The sequence below is a fragment of the Clostridium chromiireducens genome, assembly GCF_003575225.1.
Taxonomy (GTDB): Bacteria; Bacillota; Clostridia; order Clostridiales; family Clostridiaceae; genus Clostridium; species Clostridium chromiireducens.
In genome coordinates, this window is record NZ_QXDJ01000002.1 from 1,229,061 (window position 1) to 1,249,359 (window position 20,299).

At 29.0% G+C, this 20,299-nt stretch carries 14 protein-coding genes; 9 read left to right on the plus strand and 5 right to left on the minus strand.

Going from position 1 to position 20,299, the window contains the following annotated elements; all coding sequences use genetic code 11:
- Positions 1-64 precede the first annotated feature (64 nt).
- Positions 65-697, plus strand: coding sequence for a plasmid pRiA4b ORF-3 family protein (locus D2A34_RS10940; protein WP_119366606.1), 633 nt, complete (start codon positions 65-67; stop codon positions 695-697).
- A gap of 350 nt (positions 698-1,047) precedes the next feature.
- The gene (locus tag D2A34_RS10945) at positions 1,048-2,088 is read left to right on the plus strand and encodes an N-acetylmuramoyl-L-alanine amidase family protein (RefSeq protein ID WP_119366607.1); all 1,041 of its coding nucleotides are present in this window, start codon (positions 1,048-1,050) and stop codon (positions 2,086-2,088) included.
- Between the two features lie 105 nt (positions 2,089-2,193).
- Here D2A34_RS10945 and D2A34_RS10950 read toward each other — a convergent pair whose 3' ends face one another.
- Positions 2,194-2,769, minus strand: a complete 576-nt coding sequence (locus D2A34_RS10950) for a PadR family transcriptional regulator (protein ID WP_119366608.1) — start codon at positions 2,767-2,769, stop codon at positions 2,194-2,196.
- 134 nt (positions 2,770-2,903) lie between these two features.
- Between D2A34_RS10950 and D2A34_RS10955 the strand changes: the two genes are divergently transcribed.
- From D2A34_RS10955 to D2A34_RS26675, 4 genes are all read left to right on the plus strand, one after another.
- The gene (locus D2A34_RS10955; protein WP_079438965.1) at positions 2,904-4,358 is read left to right on the plus strand and encodes an MDR family MFS transporter; all 1,455 of its coding nucleotides are present in this window, start codon (positions 2,904-2,906) and stop codon (positions 4,356-4,358) included.
- A 385-nt stretch (positions 4,359-4,743) separates the two neighbouring features.
- The gene (locus D2A34_RS10960; RefSeq protein ID WP_079438966.1) at positions 4,744-6,306 is read left to right on the plus strand and encodes a hypothetical protein; all 1,563 of its coding nucleotides are present in this window, start codon (positions 4,744-4,746) and stop codon (positions 6,304-6,306) included.
- A 361-nt stretch (positions 6,307-6,667) separates the two neighbouring features.
- Positions 6,668-7,735 carry a galactose ABC transporter substrate-binding protein gene (locus tag D2A34_RS10965; RefSeq protein ID WP_119366609.1) on the plus strand — a complete coding sequence of 356 codons (1,068 nt, stop codon included), beginning with the start codon at positions 6,668-6,670 and terminating at the stop codon, positions 7,733-7,735.
- Positions 7,736-8,034: 299 nt separating this feature from the next.
- Positions 8,035-8,205 carry a hypothetical protein gene (locus tag D2A34_RS26675; RefSeq protein ID WP_169896772.1) on the plus strand — a complete coding sequence of 57 codons (171 nt, stop codon included), beginning with the start codon at positions 8,035-8,037 and terminating at the stop codon, positions 8,203-8,205.
- 280 nt (positions 8,206-8,485) lie between these two features.
- Here the strand turns inward: D2A34_RS26675 and D2A34_RS10970 are convergent, their stop codons facing one another.
- The 4 genes from D2A34_RS10970 to D2A34_RS10985 form a co-directional block, all read right to left on the minus strand.
- A complete protein-coding gene (locus tag D2A34_RS10970; RefSeq protein ID WP_079438968.1) occupies positions 8,486-9,040 on the minus strand; it encodes a chemotaxis protein CheX in 555 nt (184 codons plus the stop codon).
- Positions 9,041-14,989 (minus strand): protein kinase domain-containing protein, encoded by a 5,949-nt coding sequence (locus D2A34_RS10975; protein WP_119366610.1) that lies wholly within the window; start codon positions 14,987-14,989, stop codon positions 9,041-9,043.
- Between the two features lie 45 nt (positions 14,990-15,034).
- Positions 15,035-15,970, minus strand: a complete 936-nt coding sequence (locus D2A34_RS10980; RefSeq protein WP_119366611.1) for a DUF2804 family protein — start codon at positions 15,968-15,970, stop codon at positions 15,035-15,037.
- Between the two features lie 164 nt (positions 15,971-16,134).
- On the minus strand, positions 16,135-16,596 hold the full coding sequence (locus tag D2A34_RS10985) for a response regulator (protein WP_119366612.1): 462 nt from the start codon (positions 16,594-16,596) through the stop codon (positions 16,135-16,137).
- Between the two features lie 646 nt (positions 16,597-17,242).
- Here D2A34_RS10985 and D2A34_RS10990 point away from each other — a divergent pair.
- The 3 genes from D2A34_RS10990 (at position 17,243) to D2A34_RS11000 (ending at position 20,292) form a co-directional block, all read left to right on the plus strand.
- A complete protein-coding gene (locus D2A34_RS10990; RefSeq protein ID WP_079438971.1) occupies positions 17,243-18,322 on the plus strand; it encodes an NADH:flavin oxidoreductase in 1,080 nt (359 codons plus the stop codon).
- 174 nt (positions 18,323-18,496) lie between these two features.
- On the plus strand, positions 18,497-18,952 hold the full coding sequence (locus D2A34_RS10995) for a MarR family winged helix-turn-helix transcriptional regulator (protein ID WP_119366613.1): 456 nt from the start codon (positions 18,497-18,499) through the stop codon (positions 18,950-18,952).
- A gap of 311 nt (positions 18,953-19,263) precedes the next feature.
- The gene (locus tag D2A34_RS11000) at positions 19,264-20,292 is read left to right on the plus strand and encodes an epoxyqueuosine reductase (RefSeq protein WP_119366614.1); all 1,029 of its coding nucleotides are present in this window, start codon (positions 19,264-19,266) and stop codon (positions 20,290-20,292) included.
- Positions 20,293-20,299: the final 7 nt, after the last annotated feature.

Here is a 20,299-nt window from a genome sequence, read left to right on the forward strand (position 1 = left end):
ATCATAAAAAATAAAAAAATGCAAAAAATATGTATCATAGTAAAACGAAAAAAGGATGATACTTATGAAGGCTTATAAAATTAAAATTACGCTAGAAGATAGTGAACCAGTGATTTGGAGAAGAATAATAGTTCCAGAAGAAATTACTTTCAAAAAATTACATGAGATAATTCAAATATCAATGGGATGGAAAGATCAACACATGTATGACTTTGAATTAAAAGAGGAAAAACTAAGAATTACTTGCGATGATGAAGCCATTGCTGAATATGAATTTTATTCTAGAAGAAAATTAACTGAAAAAAATGATCCTCATGGTTTTATTGCTGATATGCTGAAAATTGAACCTAAATTTAGTCATAAAGTTAAGATAGATAAATATTTTGCGAAGGAAAGAAATATTAGATATATATATGATTTTGGAGACTATTGGAAACATAATATCCTTGTAGAGGAAATCTTAGAAAACTATGAGAACAGCCATCCATTATGTATTGAAGGTGAAGGAGCATGCCCGCCTGAAGATGTTGGAGGAATAGTTGGATATATTGAATTTCAGGAAATAATAAAAGATAAGAACCATCCAAAATATTCAGATTTAAAAGAATGGGTAGAAAATCAAGTATATAAGGACACATTTAATATTGATACAACTAACAAACTATTAACAAAGATAATTTCATTAAAAAAATTATAGGATAGAATTGTACTTAAAATACTTCTGAAAATAAATTTCAGAAGTATTTTTAATTAAATAGCATTTATAAAATGTAATTTTTGATTTTTAGACAAATTTAGTAAATAAAAGATCACAATCATGATGAAAATAGAATTAACAGAATACATACAAACATAATTTTATATGTTATTATTATTAATATATTTTTACATAATTACGAAATACATGAAAACTATAAAGGATAAGGGGTAATTTGTAAAAGGAGATATAACACTTTATAGAGTTATAAACAATAATTATAGGATATTTAGGATCTATAAAATTATAATACAAGCTATAAGAAGTAAGAATAAAAGGAGTAATAGAATATGGTCAAAAAATTAGTTTGTGGTCTACTTATTGTATTATCTATGACTATAAGCCTTCCAATGGGAGTATCAGCAGAATGGAAACGTGATAATTCTGGATGGAAATATACTGATGGAAGTTCTTATTCATATGGATGGAAACAGATAAATGGATCATGGTATTATTTTGGGAATGATGGGTATATGCAGAAAGGATGGGTGTTAGACAAAGCTTGGTGGTATTATCTGCAAGATAGTGGGGCAATGGCTATAGGAAAATTAGCTATAGGTAACAAAACCTATGAATTTGATAATAATGGAAGATGGATAAATAATTCAATATATAGTGGAAGTACAGTGACAAATACGGAAGGTGAAAGTAAGCCTCCTTCACAAGAAAAATTTGAATCAGCTCCTGATTTTAGCTGGGTTAATGAAGATGGAAATACTTATTTTAAAATAACAGAAGACTATTATGTACACGGCGCATGGAACATTGACGGGGATATATATGAATTTGATAAAAATGGAGTAATGCAAAAAGGCGAGTATACTGCATTAGATGGGAAAAAATATCTTTTTGGAGATGATGGCAAGTTTATAAAAGGAATCACTAATCCTCAATATAAATTATGGGTTGCAGGAGCAATAACAACTAAATCAACTACAGATAATTTTGGAGTAAAACTGGATGATAGCAATATGATGAGTATTACAGATACTTATTCAGAGGATAGTGAGAAAGGAAGCCAGATAAATGATATTCAATCTAAAGCAACGGTTGAAGGAAGAACACTGAATTGTAAAGTTGGGCAATATATTAATTTAGGAGCAATTGATGTAAGCAGTGAGGATACCGAAAAGTCATCTTTTCCTAATTTGATTATAATATCAAGCAGCACTGATAGTAGTATTGCTTACTCAGCAGTTGATATAAGTAGGGAAGATGGATATTTTAGACATGTTACTCCGCAACTTGCTGGATTAAAACCTGGAAAGGTAACAATTACTTTATATATTAATGGAGCAACAACTTCATATGATGTAGTTGTAACAGAATAAAATGGTCTTTAGTTTTTATCTTGAATTACGGTTGAAAAAACAGGCAATCTAATTGAAGATTAATTTAGATCACCTGTTTTATATTTTATTTTCAAATGATTCAATTTATTTAAATGGATTTTCCTCAAAAATATTAGATATATTACCGTTGGAATATAAGCTATAAACCCATTGACACCATTCCATTCCCCATTTTGAATCACCTAAAATTTTGTTAAGTATTACAAACCTTCCGAAATAACCTGAGTCAGTGGAGAGAAGCTCTTTTCCACTTTCTTTTTTAAGGTCTTCAATCTTTTGTTTATAAGTTAAAAACTTATTAGAGTACATTTCTTCTCGAGCTTTGATTATTTGCATGGCTTTCTCTTTATCTAGTATATGTAAACAGTATGTCTTGAGCAGCATTTCATCTTTTGTAACTGGTTCTGATGTAATTTCTTCAAGCCACTTTTTGGTGGCTTCAAGCCCTTTATTTGTTGGTGTGTAAATTTTTTTGTCAGGTTTACCAGATTGCTGCACTAATCTAAATTCTACATATCCATCTTCTTCTAGTTTTGCTAGTAATGGATATATATGGCTATGCCTAGTATGCCAGAATAAATTCATTTTTGATGTTAAGTCATAACCTGACATTGACTGATTTGCTAAAAAGCCCAAAAGGCCATAAGATAACGTATTCATAATATCTCTCCTTATATGTCCAAATTGACATATCAATTTTGTAGTAGTAATATATTTATATTATATGTCCAAATTGACATATAGGCAATTGATATAAATTACGAAACGGAAATTGAGGAGGAGTTAAGAAAGTTATGCAAGAAGAAAAGGGACCTTTTTGGTCGGTAATGTTCGCAATATTTTTAGGAGTATTTTTAGGTACTTTTAATATGAGTGCAATTAATATTGCCTTACCTATATTTATACAAAGTTTCAATACAGATTTAGATTCTGTAAAATGGATATTAACTGGATTTATGCTTGCTACAGGGGTAGCGTGTCCTTTAGCTGGGTATTTGGGTGAAAAATTTAGTTATAAAAAATTATATTTATTTGCACTTATTGGATTTACTTTCGCAGCAATATTATGTGCTCTATCCTTTAATATAGTTATGCTTGTTGCATTTCGGGTTGTGCAAGGTTTATTTAGTGGATTAATTATACCAACAACAATGACTATTATCTATCAAGTTATTTCAAGAAAAAAACATGCTTTTGCTATAAGTCTATGGAGTATGGCATCAATGCTTGCCCCCGCACTTGGCCCAACTTTAAGTGGATGGTTAGTTCAATATTATAGCTGGAAATCAATTTTTTTAGTAAATATACCTATTGGAATTATAGCTATTATTTTAGTAGCTCGCTTTATACCACAATATAATTTATCGAAAGTTAATTCATTTGATTTTATAGGATTTAGTACAGTTATTATTCTAAGTTTATCAATTTTGATAGCATTTAGTGAAGGTTCTATATGGGGATGGATATCTTTTAAAACAATTTCTTTAATTTTACTTGGGATTGCTTCTCTGACAGTATTTGTTTTTAGGGAAATTAAGATAAGCTCTCCAGCATTAAATATAAGAGTATTTAAATTTACTAAATATACTATAAGTGTAATCGCAGTAAGTATAGTGACTATTGGTTTGTATGCAGGAACTTTATTAATGCCATTATTTTTGCAAAATTCACAGCATCTATCTGCTTTAGATACAGGGCTTATTTTACTTCCACCATCATTAGCTATGGCACTTATGATGCCAATAGTAGGGACTTTATATAATCGTATTGATCCAAGAATTTTAATAGCACTTGGAATTTCGCTTATGGCTATAGGATCATGGAAGATGTCAAATTTATCACCGGACATTCCACATTCATACATAATATTTTGGATGACAATTAGGTATGTTGGAATTTCCTTTTCTACTATGCCAATAACAAATTCAGGAATGTCGATTATTCCAAGAACATTATCAGGACATGCTTCTTCAATTAATAATTGGTTGCGTCAAGTATCAAGTTCCTTGGCTATAGGTATATTTAGTTCAATACTTATTTCACGTATTCAGTTACATACAATAGCACTTAATAACAGTGATATAACTTACAGTTTGATTCAAGAAAAAGCGTATACAATGGGAATTAATGATGTATTTTTAATATCTACAATCATCATATTAGTTGGATTACCACTTAGCTTTATGTTAAAAAGGAATGCAATTACCAAGGAAATTAGATCTGATGAGATGACATCGTTAGCAAATTAGTTACAAAAAAGAGCATAACAGAGTTTTTTGAATTTAATATAAAAGAAATATAAGTTTAGATTTAATACTTTTATAGTACCATTAGCTTTTGTAAATTATTTGATCATAATTAAAATGTAATGGCACAAATTTAATCAAATTTATGTTATAATCAAGAAAATAATAAAATTTTTATAAGAGCTTATATAGTATAGGCTCTTATTTTTATGCTAAATAGTAACTATAATGTATTTTATTAGAATATTTTAGTGTTTATTGAATTATAGAAATAGGATATAATAAGATTATAAGTAAAATAATAGAGAAAAATAAATAGTTAAAGAAAAGGTAAAGCAATTAGAAGTAATTATTTTTGCATAGAGTAATTAGAGCGAAGGAGATAGACATGCCTAACATTTTTGATGGACTTAAAAAGATTTCAGATAAGGATATAATTCAACAAATTGCATTACTTGAAAATATGAATATTAGTAATGTATCAAAGCCAATTATACAAAAGGCTAAGAAAAAGACAATAAGTATAATAAATTTTATTGGCAGTAAAATTGGCAGAAATACAATAATCGAAGAACCAGAGGTAAAAGATATATGGACTTTAATAGATGAGAGGAAAGAAGAGCTTAGTAGTTTAACTAGGGAAGAATTAGATGAACGATTGTTAAATATTATTTTAGAAAAATCTAAAAGTGATATGAAAAATCCAACAGAGGATGAGATATCAATAGAAGTAATTGAAGAAGCAGCTAAATTATATAAAATGTATAATGATTCAACGCCTAGTCAAAAAGCTGATATAATATATTCAAAATACAATGATAAAATTAATGGGAAAGCTAAAGAATATATAAATGAACAACCGTTTGTAGATCTTCAAGAGACAACTGAGGATATAGAAGAAATAATAAATAACATGGATGAAAAGCAAAGGAAAGAATTTGCCCAATCTGTAGATGTTGAAAATCTGACTTTATTGAATGTTTGGAAAAAACTGGATAGGTTGCATTTTTCAAGACTTATATGGCTATGTGTAAAGGCTTATGGTGGTAGATTTACGCCAAAGGAAGAGATACTCCCAAGCTATATAGATATTGATAAGGATGTTGAAATAGTGCGAGGAGATGAAGAGTTAAAAAAATCTCAAGAGGAATTGTTAGAGTTAAAGAGCAAAATAGATTTATGTAAGGATAAAATTAATTCCATTGAGAAGAATCTCCAAAAAGAAAATCGCATACTAAATAATGCGATTAAAGGCAAGAGTCAAGCTGAAGGTGAAATAATAGATTTAGAAAAAATGAGTGCTAAATTAGAACCGGCCAAGAAAGCTCATGAAGATGCACTAGAGGATATAAAATTAAAAATGGAAAAAGTAGTTTTAGAAGAACTAGATTTATTAATGGAAGAATACAAAAAGATAAAATTTAGTGCTATTGATATTAACAATAAAATTTCTGATACTAATATTGAGGTTGCATATAAAAAAGAATTAATTGAAGATAACACTAAATTAATAACAAGTAAAGAAAAATTAATAACAGAAACAGCTAGCGAATTTCAGCAGCTAAAAGGGATAGTAGATGACTTAATAAAAGAATACGATATAAAGAAGACGGAAGTAATTAAAAGAGAAGACATAAAAAGGAGCGAAATCTTCGAAAGATGGTCTAACTATTTTGATAATTTTACCTTTGAATTTAAAAGATTAAATAATGTTGTGAATTTTAATAGAAAAGATTTACTTCATATTGAAGAATGTTTATATGAACTTCATACTATAAAAGATCCTATGGCTTTAAGTATGGGGACAGTGGAAAGTACTACAGATAAAAAAGAAGAATATCAGTATATGGATGCAATTTTCCCAGACAAATTTCAAGTTGAAATACAATACAAAGTAACAAATGACCAAGAGAAAAAAGTACATATAGCTATAATTACTACTAAGTTTTAGATTAAATTTTAAGTATTTTAATATAAGATAATGTGAATGAAGAATCACCTTTATTAATACTAGTGAAACTTGTAAATTAAGATACATTATTTTAGAACCCTTTAGACTAATTAATAGGTATAAAGGGTTCTGTTTTTATGAGTAAAACAAAATTTTTACTATGTATTTTAGCTTTAATATCAATAACGTTTTAGTGATATTATGCGATAGTAAGTTTACGGTATCAACATGAAGATAAACCCATATTATTAGTTACAAAGTAATTAATAATATGTCATTAAATATTAGGCATAATTTTATTTAGAAAGCGCAATATATTCCTGTAGTATAAAATTTGAAAATTTTTCAGGGAGGATTGGCGATGAAATCAATTAAAAATATGATAATACTTATTGTAGTTGCAATCATAACAATTGAAGTATTCATAGGTGCCGTTCCAAGCTGTTTCGCCTTAAAGTCAAATACAGGCTGGAATAGTAATGGAAAACCGATAAGGGTATCTGTGGTATTTTATAGATTCGATGATCCCTTTGTTTCTTTAGTAAAACAAAGTTTTGAGAATATACAGAGTAAGAATAGTGATATTGTTAGTTTTAATTTTTATGACAGTAAAAACGAACAAGCTGTGCAAAATCATACTATTGATATGCTGTTGGAAAGTGGGAATACAGACCTTCTTGTGTTAAGTTTAGTGGAATTGAAGCATGATCCCAAAGAAATAATTAATAAAGTTAAGGAAAAAAATATTCCAGTTATTTTTGTTAATAGAAGACCAATTAAAATAAGTTCAAGTGTGATTGAATCTTACGACAAAGCTTATTACATATTTACGGACTCAGAACAAGGTGGAAGATTACAGGGGAAAATTTTAGTGGATATGTGGAATAAAAATAAGGATACTATTGATAAAAATAAAGATAATATAATGCAATATGTTATGTTTCAAGGTGATCCTGATAACATGGAAACAATTGATAGAACAAAATATTCGATTATGGCAATAGAAGATGCAGGAATTAAAGTAGAGAATATTGCGACAAAGGTATGCAATTGGGAGGAGGATACTGCCAAAGATACTATGGTGGCATTGTTTACTCAATATTCCAATAAAATAGAAGTTATTGTCTCAAATAACGATGCAATGGCATTAGGGGCTATTGAAACGTTGCAAAAATTTGGTTATAACAAGGGTGATAAAACAAAGACAATTCCTGTTGTCGGAGTAGATGCGATACTGAAAGCTCAAGATTTTATCAAAAAAGGATTTATGGCAGCGACTATTGTTCAAAGTCCAGATATTATGGCGGAAACTATATATGACATTGGAATGCAACTATTAAGTGGAAATACACGTTATGAATGTCCTAGATATAGATGTGATGAAAGTGGAAGGATTATTTATCTTCCTTTTTATCAATGTGTATGTTGAATTTTAATTCAGTAGTAATAGAAAAAATATGTGTTGAATTTTGAAAAGATGTTCAGTTCCATAGTTGAAATGAACATCCTTTTAATATGAGCAATTTTATAAAAAATTAACTTAAGCATGAAATCTAAGTCGAAAAAATGCATGATATTGCAATAGTTTATATGTATTAAGAATTAAGATTTTGTCTATAATTAAACTATTGAAAAGATGATAATGTTTACAAAGGCATTCGTATATTATTTCAGCATTAAGATCATGAAAAAGCAGTAATATCATATTTTGAAAAAAGGTGAGAAGAAATGGGAAATATAATTAAAATAAATCTGTACGTAGAAATGAAAAGAAAAAAGGACAATAAGTTAAACTTAGAAACAATTGAAAAGATTATTCTGGAGTATAACTGTTGGATAAAGAAAACTAATAGAGAAGATAAAATAGAAAACTATGAAAAGTTTCTGCAAGCAAAATAGTTTTTAAGAAGTTGTAATGCTAAAGTTATCGGTTACTATTTCTTGAATTAATATAATAAAAATGTAATTATGTAATAAAAAAGGCAGCAACCGAAGTTACCGCCAAGTCCATTTTGTATCTTTATTTTAACTTAAGATATTTGTAAAGTTAAAGGGAAATCAATCAAATATAAAGTTTCGCTTAATAAAATAGAGAAAGCTTTATATTAAATAAATTGTTGATTCAAAGTTTACTTTAGATATGAACGAAGCGAGAAAATCTATATAAAAATGTACCAAACTACTTAAAATCTAAAATTTTATTTATAAATGTATTACCAGATAAAATACAGAAAACTCGCATTTGACCAAATTCCGTTTCGATTTTTACAATACGGTCATTTATTTCACTAAAATTATTGAGCAATTCTGTCTCTTGAATTATAAGAGGTATTGAAATTTTAACTGCTATATCACGTTTTCCAAATTCTGAAAGAACATTTCCAACGGTAATATTTATTAAATCAGACGCAGTTTCTTTAATATATAATTCAGTTTCTTCCTCTTTGATATCCATACTTTTGGTATAGCGTCTAAATATCTCTTTTATAAGTGAATTATCATAATTAAAACCTACGACTAACTTTCTGCAATCTTCAATGCAGATAATTGAAGTTAATCCGGTAAGAGAAGTATTATCCCTCTCTAAAAATTCAAAATCCATTTGAATTACACTAATTTTGGTAACTTGATCTAAAACAGAAATAGTTCGTCTAACCACAGCAAGCAAAAATTCATTTATATCTACGTCAGTTCTTATAATGCAACTTTTAGTGTTTTTTTTTGCATGAGACATTTAAGATTCCTCCTTATTAAAAAAGGTGAAGGTGAATTTGGTGCCGTGACCTAAAGATGTCTCTACGTTTATTGATCCTCCAAGCTTTTCGATTTCCGTTTTAACAGCACTTAAGCCATAACCTCTGCCTGATAACTCATTAATTGAATCTCTAGTTGAGAAATTATCCGAAAATATTAAAGTTATCAATTGTTCACGGGTTAGGGAAGTAGCCTGAACATTTGAAACTAAGTTTTTATCAATGGCTTTTTCTTTAATTCTTTGAGTATCGATACCTATTCCATCATCTTCGATAATCAATGAGATGCAAGAATTATGATCTTGTACAGTACATCTAATATTACCTAGTTCGTTTTTTCCATTTTCTAGCCTTTCGTCAGGAGTTTCTATGCCATGATCGACAGCGTTTCTAAAAACATGGATTAAGCTTTTAATAAAAGGAGAAAATATGTTTGGATTTACTTTAATGTCATCGCCATTAATATTTAATGTGCAGAGCTTTTTATCTAAGCTTTGTGCAAGTTTATATGTATAATCAATATAAGGAATAAGCATTTCTTTAATATTTTTGAATCTAATAGTTCTCATGATTTCAATAGCCTCTAAAAGTGATTTGTTCTCTTTATACATTGAGTTTTGGCCTACAAGTTTAGCTATCTTTTCTAGCTTTATAGCTAAAGCTTCATCTATAAATATTTTAGTTTCCTCAGCAAAAAAATGCTCTCCAAGTACGTCAGTAATAATTTTTATATCGCTTTTAAATGCGGAATAACAACAACTACTCTCAAAAATACTCATTATTATATTTTCAAAAGTAGAATCTTCTTTCTTTAGCTCAGACAATTTACTTTCAATTTTATGAAGCTCTTTAGGTAAGCTTATAAAGTTAAATTGCGAAAATGAACCTTTGTAAGTATGAATTGTGCGATAGATTTCAGATAATTTTTCATGAGGACTTAAATTCATTTCTAAAATTTCGTTATAGCCGCTTTCTATAAAAAATATAAAGGAATCAACTAATTCAGAGATATCATTTTTATTAGTGAAGCCTGCAACAACGAGTTTAAGTCTTTTCTGCTCATCTTTAACCATTTCTTCAAGTTCTTTTTCATGAGTAATATCCGTAAGAATAAGCATGAATTTTAATTTGCTAAGTATCTTACATTTCATTTTAATATATCTTTTATTAATATAAATATTAGAGGGGAGTAATGAAAGTAACATTTCTTTTCTAAATTCATCATCAGTCTCTATTATCATTTTGATACTCATTGAAAAAGTAGTGACTGCATCAATACTATCAGAGAATAAAAGATTCAAAACATTAAGGCCAGAAATATCTCTTGAGAAAATATTTAAGCACTCACTGCTGTATTCCGAATCTATGATAAAATTATCGTCAAAAATTAGAAAGCCTTCCCCTGAATTATCTAAAAGAGAGTATACTTTATTCATAGATTCATTAAGTTCCAAAGTTCTTTCTTCAACTTTTCTTTCAAGAGTGTTATTTAAGTTTTCTAAGTTTTTATAAATATGTGCATTTTCCATAGAAATTGCGATTTGTGAAGAAATTATTTTTAATATTTCAATTCTATCTTTACTAAAAGCTCCATCTATAAGATTATTTTCTAAGTAAATTAAGCCACTAACGTCTCCTTTTATTAATATGGGCATACATAAGATAGATTTCGGATTATATTCTAAAATATAGGGATCGTTTATAAATTTTTCATCTAGAGAAATTCTGTCTAAAATAACTGTTTCTGCAGAATTGATGACATAATTCACTAAACTTTTAGGAATATATTCATAATCATCAATTGGACATCCTTGTAAAACCTCTATTTTATTTGTCTCAGCTAAACCAATAGCCTTAATAAAATATTTATTATTTTCGTTTATTAAGTAAACTGCCTTTTGAGCTCCAGCGTTTTCGACTAAGATATAAGTAAGCTTTTTTAATAAATCTTCAAGAATAATTTCACCTGAAATAGCCTGAGTAGCTTTAATAATAGTTGCAGCATCCATAGAAATTGTTTTATCACTAGAACTTGAAGTAGAATCAAAATAAAGTTTATTCATATAATTTAATCTGTTTGCTTCGGAATCTGTAAAGAATATATTCCTATATTTCTTTTTTAGTTGTTTTGCTTTTGCGTTTGCACCCCATCGCATATATAGGTAGTGTGCTTCCTCAATGTAGAACCTGCCAAGCTTAAGATCTCCTTTTTCAATAAATAGTTTTGCTTTAAGTTCATTTGAAAGAGCTTCATCTTGTATTAAATTATTCTTATTTGAAAATTCAATTGCCTTATTATAGTAATCAATAGCTTTTGTAACTTTCTTTTGGATTCTATTTTTTTCGGCTTCTACAAGATAATATTTATTTAAAAAGTTCATAGGAGCATGTTTTGCCCATTTTTTCATCTTGTGCTGATTTGATATTACTGCCCTTAAAGCCGACTTTTGTTCTATGGAAGGCAATTCTTTGCATCTTTCAAGTGCATTAAGTGACGCATAGAAATAGAATGTTGGAACAGCAACTGTCGATTTTAAGCTGTCAATATATTTCTTAGTAAGTTCCGCATTTAATGCTGCTGCTTCGTGATCGTCAAATAAATAGCATAAAATTAATTTTATCATATAAACAGAACATACTGATGTGGTATCGGCAGTTTTTATATGTAGTGGAAGCATTTTAGCCTCGTCATATACATCTCCAATAAGAAGTGTAGGATTTTCATTTTTTCCTCTAAGGTTATAAACAAGCTGACACATCATTTGAGTAAGATAAAGCTGAAGGTCTTGATTAAAACTTTTTATACTCTCAATAAAATAAGGCATTTCTGTTTCTAGTACTGCTAAACTTTTACCAGCATAGAAAGCTTTATTGCAGTAGTAAAATCCGTTACAAGATGCAAACTCTAAATCACCAACTTCAAGACCAGCTTCATACCCTTCTTTAAATAGAGGAAGAAGATCTTTTAGAGGTTCCTTCCAATGAGATATAAAGGCATTGTTCATAAAGTAAACTTTCGATTTCTGCTCCTTCGCATCTAAAATATCAAGTAGACGCAAAGCTAGTTTGCTAAGTGAATAACCAGTATCAATGTCACCAATAGAACAAAGAATCAATCCATAAGCCCCATATAAAAAGGGTGCCTCAGGAGAATTACCAGATTTTATCAGGATTAATACTGCTTCAGAAACTATATAAGATAGAAGCAAAGGATCTGCTCTGTAGTACATAAATCCTACTGAAGAAATAATTGATAATACTGATAAAAGAGTTTTATCTTTAATTACAGGAGAATCAGGAATTGATTCTAAGGTTTTTGATTTCAAGTAAAGTCGCGCTTGAAGTAGCTTTGTGATTATCTCCACTTTACTAGGATTTCTATTAAAATTGAATCCCAGCAATTTAAAGCAATTTATACCAGTATCAATTGCTTTAGGAATATTCCCTTGGGCAGCATAAGCCTGCATTAAAATCCTGTGTATGCTAACTTTATCTAATGCGGTTTTCACATTTACCTCAACAATTGGAATTATGCTCATCATGCTTTCAAAATTGCCACTTAAATAAAAGGCTTCAGCAGCTTCAATATGGAGATTTAGTGTTAAATCATATTGATCAATCCAACTATTATCGTCTAGTAAAGAAATTCCACACTTCAAATAGTTAGCTGCAAAATCATAAGCTATAGAATTTTTAGATTTTATTCCTGCTGCTAATTCTAATTCGGCTATTTGTATTCTCTCTCCTAAAGTATTTATTAAATCTACTCCTTGGTTGTAATGATCTAAAATCTCAAACAATTTCTCATTAAGATAATGCTCATCGGAATTCGAAAGCAGTAGTCGTCCGAGTTTTAGATGGAGTTCTTTTTTATTGGTACTTTCTACAAAATTATAGGCTGCCTGTTGAATTCTATCATGTATAAAGTGCCATTGTATATTATTCTTATTATCTTGAAGTGCAATTAATCCGTCTAATAAGGCTTCATTTAATAAATTATATATTTTTTCTTTAGGCTTCTCAGCAATGATGGAAAGTGTCCTAATATCAAAGCTGTTTCCTATACAAGAAGCTAGAGTCAGCAGCTCTTTTACTTCTGGATTGAGCTTACTTATTTTACGTATCATAAAATGAACAACATTATCTGTAATATCAGCATTAGTTATCAATTTGAGATCCCAGATCCAAAGTCTAGTGATAGAATCAAAGGAAATTAAATTTTCCTTATGGAGGACCTGTAAAAACTGATTTAGAAAAAATGGGTTCCCCTCAGTCTTATTTAAGCACAATTCCCCCAGTGGAATAATTTCATCTGAATCAATATGTAAAGTATCTTTTAGCAAATTGCAAACATGAGGTAATTCTAGATTCTTTAACTTTACTTTAATAAGCTCAACATTTGATTTTCCAAGATTATCAAGAAATAACACTAAAGGATGAGCTCCAAATACTTCATTATCTCTATAACTCAATAACAGGGTTAGGTTTTTTAATTCGCTGTCAAGGAGCAGTTTCTCAATTAGTTTTAGAGAGGCTAAATCACACCATTGAATATCATCTAGAAAAATAGTGAGTGGATGTTCCTTAGAGCAGCAAATCCTCACAAAAGTTTGAAATACAAAGTTAAATCTATTAGAAGCTTCAGTTGGATTAAGGCTAGGAACATTAGGATGATTCCCGACAATTAATTCAAAAGATGGTATAATATCTATTATAATTTTGCTGTTTGAACCTATATTTTTAAGAAAAAGATTCTTCCAATACTCTAATTCAGATTTGCTGCTGGAAAGAATTTGTTTAATAACTTCCTCAAATGCTTGTATTAATGCTGAATAAGAAAGGGAATGTTTTAATTGATCGAATTTTCCAACTGCATAAAAGCCATTTTGATTTACAATAAATTTTCGTAATTCATTAACAAGTGATGATTTACCAACTCCTGAATATCCAGATACTGTAATAAGTTTCGGGGAATTTGAGTCGGAACATTCTAAGGTGTTCACAAGTTTTTTTATCTCTAACTCGCGTCCATATAGTTTTTGAGATACTATAAATCTATTGGAAATATCATTTTTCCCTAAAACAAAACTATTAATTTGACCATTATTCTCAAAGTCATTTAAACATTTTTTTAGGTCATTTTTTAATTCTTCAGCACTTTGATATCTGTTTTCAGCCATCTTTTCCATAAGTTTCATAATTATGTCTGATATAATTTTAGGAATTCTACTTAGTGCTTTAAATGGAGAAATAGGCTCCTTAGCTAAATGGCAGTAAATTAATTCTAATTCATCATTGGATGTAAAAGGTAAATGACCTATCAATAATTCATATAGAGTTATTCCAAGAGAGTAGAAATCTGTCCTATAATCAATGGGACGATTCATTCGGCCGGTTTGTTCAGGGGATATATATGGTATGGTTCCGCGAACATGTTCAAAATTTCCTATGCTCCTATTATCAACTTCTAATATAGAAGACATTCCAAAATCAGTAACTTTAACAACCCCAGTTTGAGTATTTATAATTATATTACCTGGGTTAAGGTCGTTATGCACAATATTAGAGTTATGAATGTCGCATAAGGCTTGAACAATTTTAAGAGATATATTTAGGAATTCATTGATTGTGAATTTTTTACTCCTTAGTATTGATTTAAGAGATTCCCCGCCGAAATCTTCCATAACTAAAAAAGGAGAACCTTCTTTTTCTATTATTTCATATATCCTAACAATAGAGTCACTATTAATCTTCTGGTTTATTTCATATTCATGTCTTATACTAAAAATATGTGTAAAGTCTGAAGTTTCATCGTTTACTTGTTTTATGATTACCGGAAGGTTATCTTTTTTGCGTCTACCTCGATACACAAGAGTTTTATCGTTATTATATATTTTTTCAGTTATAATATATTTTGAAATCTCAGGCATGAATTATACCTCCATAAAATATTGTTAATTTATCTATCTGAAAAGTTACCATTTTCCATTATGTTGTTCCATAATACCGTATAAGTCTTTAATTTCAATCCATTGCCCGTCAATTCTAACATTACCAGAGAGTTTTATGAAGAATTCATAATGTTTTATATTATCAAGAAAAGGAAGTGGTTTTGGGACTTTAGTTCTATCCAATATATACATGATAGGTGTAACAATAACGTCTATATCAGTTGAGGTAATCTTCCAAGTGTTCATGAGCTTATCATCTAATTCATAATGCTCAAAGGATACATCTTGGTTAAGTCTAATCCACTCATTAAGCTTCCAATTTCTATCATTTTTCTTAAAGTAAATTTCAGAATATTTTTGTGCATATGGGCCATAATTAACAAGAGAAGCTAAAGAGACATCTTTGTTTTGTACGGCAATCCAATGCCATGCTGATTCTGAAGGAATGGTCCCGAAGCAATGGTCGTAATAGCATAGCGCATTTTCAATTTTATAAGTTTTATTAGATATTTTAATAAGTCCGTTTGTTAAATTATTAAAATAATGCATTAAACCGTATTTATATACGTATTGATTTTCAAACTTAGTAAAGTATGGAATAGTGGGTTTTAAATAAAGATCTATATCAAAGGTATTATTCTTGAACTTAAAAGTCCATCCCTCTATTTCATCGCCATTATATTCAATAGATATATTCTTTGAATGATAATTTAAACATAATTTATTTTTCTTCTGTTCTTTATCGAGAAAAAGCTTTTTAGAAAATTCATATATTTTTTGTTCCTTAACCTCAAATAAGGTGAGAGTAAACTGGTCTATGAAATTAACTCTAACAAAGAAGAAATTAAAATATATGTCATTTTTCGTATCATAAAAGCCACTGTACCACCATTCTTTATCTTTCCATTGCCTTATGATATCCCATCTTGATAAAAGGACTTTCTTTTCTTCTAAATTCATAACTCCACTCCTTTAGTAAATAATTCAGATAAGTAGAAGAAAATTTGAATAGCTATAATTTTAAATTTGAATAATAAAAGAGGAGAGCTGCTAAAAAAAGCACTTCCTCCAAATTATAAATATGTAAAAAGCAAGATAAGATTTATAAATATTATTAAATTTAGCTAATCTAATCGTAGATCTAAATCTGGATTACGACTTTGTATCTTGATGTCTTGTATTTTTTCTTCCTGTATCTTTTCTTCTTGTGTTTTTCCGTATTTTTTATATACATCTGTAATTACTTTATTTAGATTATCATATTTTATTGGTTTTAATAAATATCCTTTTGCGCCAACACTTACAGCATCTATGACCATTTTCTCTTGTCCATGAGAAGTAATCATTATTATTATCATATCGGGATCCGTCTTCATAATTTTTTCTACGGCTTCGATTCCATTAATATCACCCATAGTTATATCCATTGTTATAATATCAGGATTTAATTTTTTAGATTTAGAAACTGCTTCACTTCCGGACCTAGCAGTACCAACCACCTCATGTCCCATTTCTGTCAGTGTATGGGTTAGATTGGAAATCATAATTAAAGAATCATCAACTACCATTATTTTTAATTTATTCAATGTAATCAAACCTTTCTAAGTATTAGAAACTTATTTCCAGAGTTCTACTTAATTCTACCAATATATACATTATTATAGATATACTTACAAGTAATTTTACAGTTGGATAAGTATTCATGTCAATTAAATTAATTACTTTATAGGTAATTATTTCTTAAGAATTTTAATCAAAAATAATTTATAAACCATGATTAATATAAAGAATTACGGAGAACAGAAAACTTTTTTATTATACTAGGTAACTCATATTATTTAAGTACATCAAATATGCTTATTAGTTACTTGTGCTTTATGATATGAATAAGGTTTAAATATGGATTGTAATCGGGGGATGTTAAGATGAAGAAAGAAAAGCATGATTTCTAGATATAACTTATTATTCTTATAAAGTGTTTACAAAGTCTTTTAATATAGTTGCTTTAGAAGTACTTTTAAGTGATAATTTTTCAATTAATATTGATGATCATATAGATTGCGAGGAAATATAATAATTGCGAATCTAATTCACCGACTGGATTGACAAATAAAAATTGAATATGATAATATATGCATATACATATAAAATTTATTGAAGTATCTTTTTTGTTTCAAATAAAAATTTTCAATATATTATATGTATATACATAAAAAATGGGAGTTGATATTTATGAAATCATTATTTGATGGAACACAATTTGGAACGCTTAAATTAAAAAACAGATTTTTTCGATCCGCTACTTATGAAGGCATGGCAGATGAAAAAGGGCATGTTACAGAGGAATTATTTAAAGTATATGAGAATTTAGCTAAAGGAGGTGTTGGTACTATAATTACAGGCATAACAGCTGTAACTGATTTAGAAGAATTTATTCCAGGTCAAATGGGGATTTATGACGATTCATTTATTGATGAGTATAAAAGAATTATTGGAGTAGCTCACAAATATAATACAAATATTATTCTTCAGGCTGGAGCAGCTGGTACGCAGACTATTAAAAATGAAGAAAAAATCATGTGGGGGCCAGGTAATGAGATAGATTTAGGATATAAAAATACTCCACAAGAAATGACTTTAGAAGAAATTAATTATGTACAGAAAGCTTTTGCAGATGCAGCACTTAGAGCTAAAAAGGCTGGATTTGATGGTATTCAAATACATGCGGCACATGGATATTTGCTTAGTAAATTTTTAACACCTTATTATAATACGAGAACTGATGAATACGGTGGAGATATTGAGAATAGAGCTAGAATGATTTTAGAAACTTATCAAAGAATGCGTGATATAGTTGGAGATGAATATCCTATATTAATTAAAATCAATAGTGAAGATTTTATGGAACAAGGCATGACTTTTGAGGAATGTAAATATGTATGTAGAAAACTTGAAGAATTAGGAATAGACGCTATAGAAATTAGTGGGGGCAGCTTGTCATCACGTCCAAATGAAAGCTATTCTAGAAAAATAGCAAAGGGTGAAGATCCTTATTATATCACTTATGCTGAAAAGATAAAAGCTCAAGTGAGAATTCCAATTATTTCTGTTGGTGGAATTCGTGATTTTACGGCATTAACAAAGACTTTAAACGAAAATTCAATTGATTATTATGCACTAAGCAGACCGCTTATATGTGAAAGCAATCTTATAAATCGTTGGTATGAGGGAGAAATAGAACCAGCAAAATGTATATCTTGTGGCAAGTGTTCAGGATTTGGTAAAACTATATGTATTTTTAATAAAAGATGATATAGATATAAGGATGATTTTATAGTGCATATATTATAAAGATCATGTAATTAAGATATCACTTGTTTTACAGAGAATTAGATTATTGTGAGTAATTTGTAATAGCCTTGACAATAAGAATTGCGATAGATTACTATATGTTTATTCAGAGATTTTGACGGAGGTATATCATTTATGTCTGATTTAAAAAAAATTGAAAATGTAAAAAGTTGTGTTTGTAGAAATCTGCGTATGACAACAAGAATCACTACTCAATATTTTGATCAAATTTTTCAAACTGTTGGAATACCAGCAGCCCAGTTTTCGTTATTATCAGATATAGCGTCTCGTAAGAGCGTTACTATAACTGAGTTAGCAGAGATATTATTAATGGATCAAACTACTGTAACACGAAACATTGAAATACTTAGAAAAAAAGGATATGTACTTGTTAGAACAGACGATAATGATTCAAGAAGGAAATGTATCTCTATAAGTGATACCGGATTGCAGAAGCTTAATGAAGCAATGCCAAAATGGAATGAAGTGCAAACCTTGATTGAGCAAGAAATTGGAACAGAAAAACTTGAAGAATTTTTAAAAACACTAGCGCAAATACAAAAATTTATTAATAAAGTTTCTACACCATAATCTATAGCCTATTTATGGCTAGTAGAAACTTTAATTAAATTCTAACTTGCAATTCATAAATGTCTTTCATAATGTGAAATTAATAACTTAAGTATAGAATAATTAGTATATGTGTCTCTTGAATTCAAATTTATCAAAGAATTAAGGCTTTTATAAAAATAAACATGTATATACATGTTTATTAAGCAATATTACGAACATATGTATTAAAACAACTATGTAAATAAAATAGATAAATCAGTTGTTAATAGCGGTTTAGTTATAAATCAAAAAAATAAAAATTAATAATATAGGAAAGGGTTGTTAAACAAATGAATACACTAGCATTACAAATAAAAAATGCAGCACTAGAGTTGGGATATGAGAAATGCGGAATTATTAAAATGTCAGATATATATGGATATAAGGAAAAACTTGAAGAACGAATAGAGAGAACACCAGAGGCTAAAGGTTTTTATCAGAGTCAATACCGTTTTGTAAATGCGCAAGAGACATTCCCATGGGCAAAATCTATTGTTATTTGCATAAGAAGGTATGGGAAATATGATATTCCAGAGCATCTAAAGGGAGTAATTGCAAAGTATTATTTAGTTGATAGTAGAACTGATGAAAATTCAAAAGATTTTCAAGATAGCTTGAAATTTGAAAAGTACATGCAAGAACTTGGACTTAGAGCAGAAACTGAACGAAAATTTGGTTTGACTGCGTTACGTTGGGCAGCAATGAAAGCAGGACTTGGAATGGTTCGTAGAAATAATTTCTTCTATACTGAAAATGGTTCATGGTTATACTTAGAGGCCTGGTTAATTGATGAGGAATTAGAGTTAATTGAAACACCAAATTTAAGACCTTGTTCTGATAAATGTAATTTATGCACTAAAGCTTGCCCTTCAGCTTCATTATCACAGCCATACACTATGAGCCCGATTGCATGTGTATCCTGCATAACTACATTTACGGGAAGAGACATGCCTAATGAAAAATATAGAGAAGAAGTTGGGGATTGGGTCTATGGATGTGATGTGTGTCAAGATGTTTGTCCTATGAATATAAAGCGCTGGAGTGAAACAGAAGAATTTCCTAATTTAGCGGAGTTAAGTCAGCAAATATCATTAGAAAAAATAATTAAAATGGATTATGACTTTTTAGAAAATGTAATGCAGCCAAAGTTTTGGTACATACCAAAACAAGATGTTTGGAAATGGAAAGTTAATACTATAAATGCAATGGTGAATAATTACAAAGAACAATATAAAGAAAGCATTTATGAAGCTTGTAAAGATAGTCATGAAAAAGTTAGGGAAATGGCTGAGTGGGCAATTAGTAAATTAAATATATAAAAGAGGT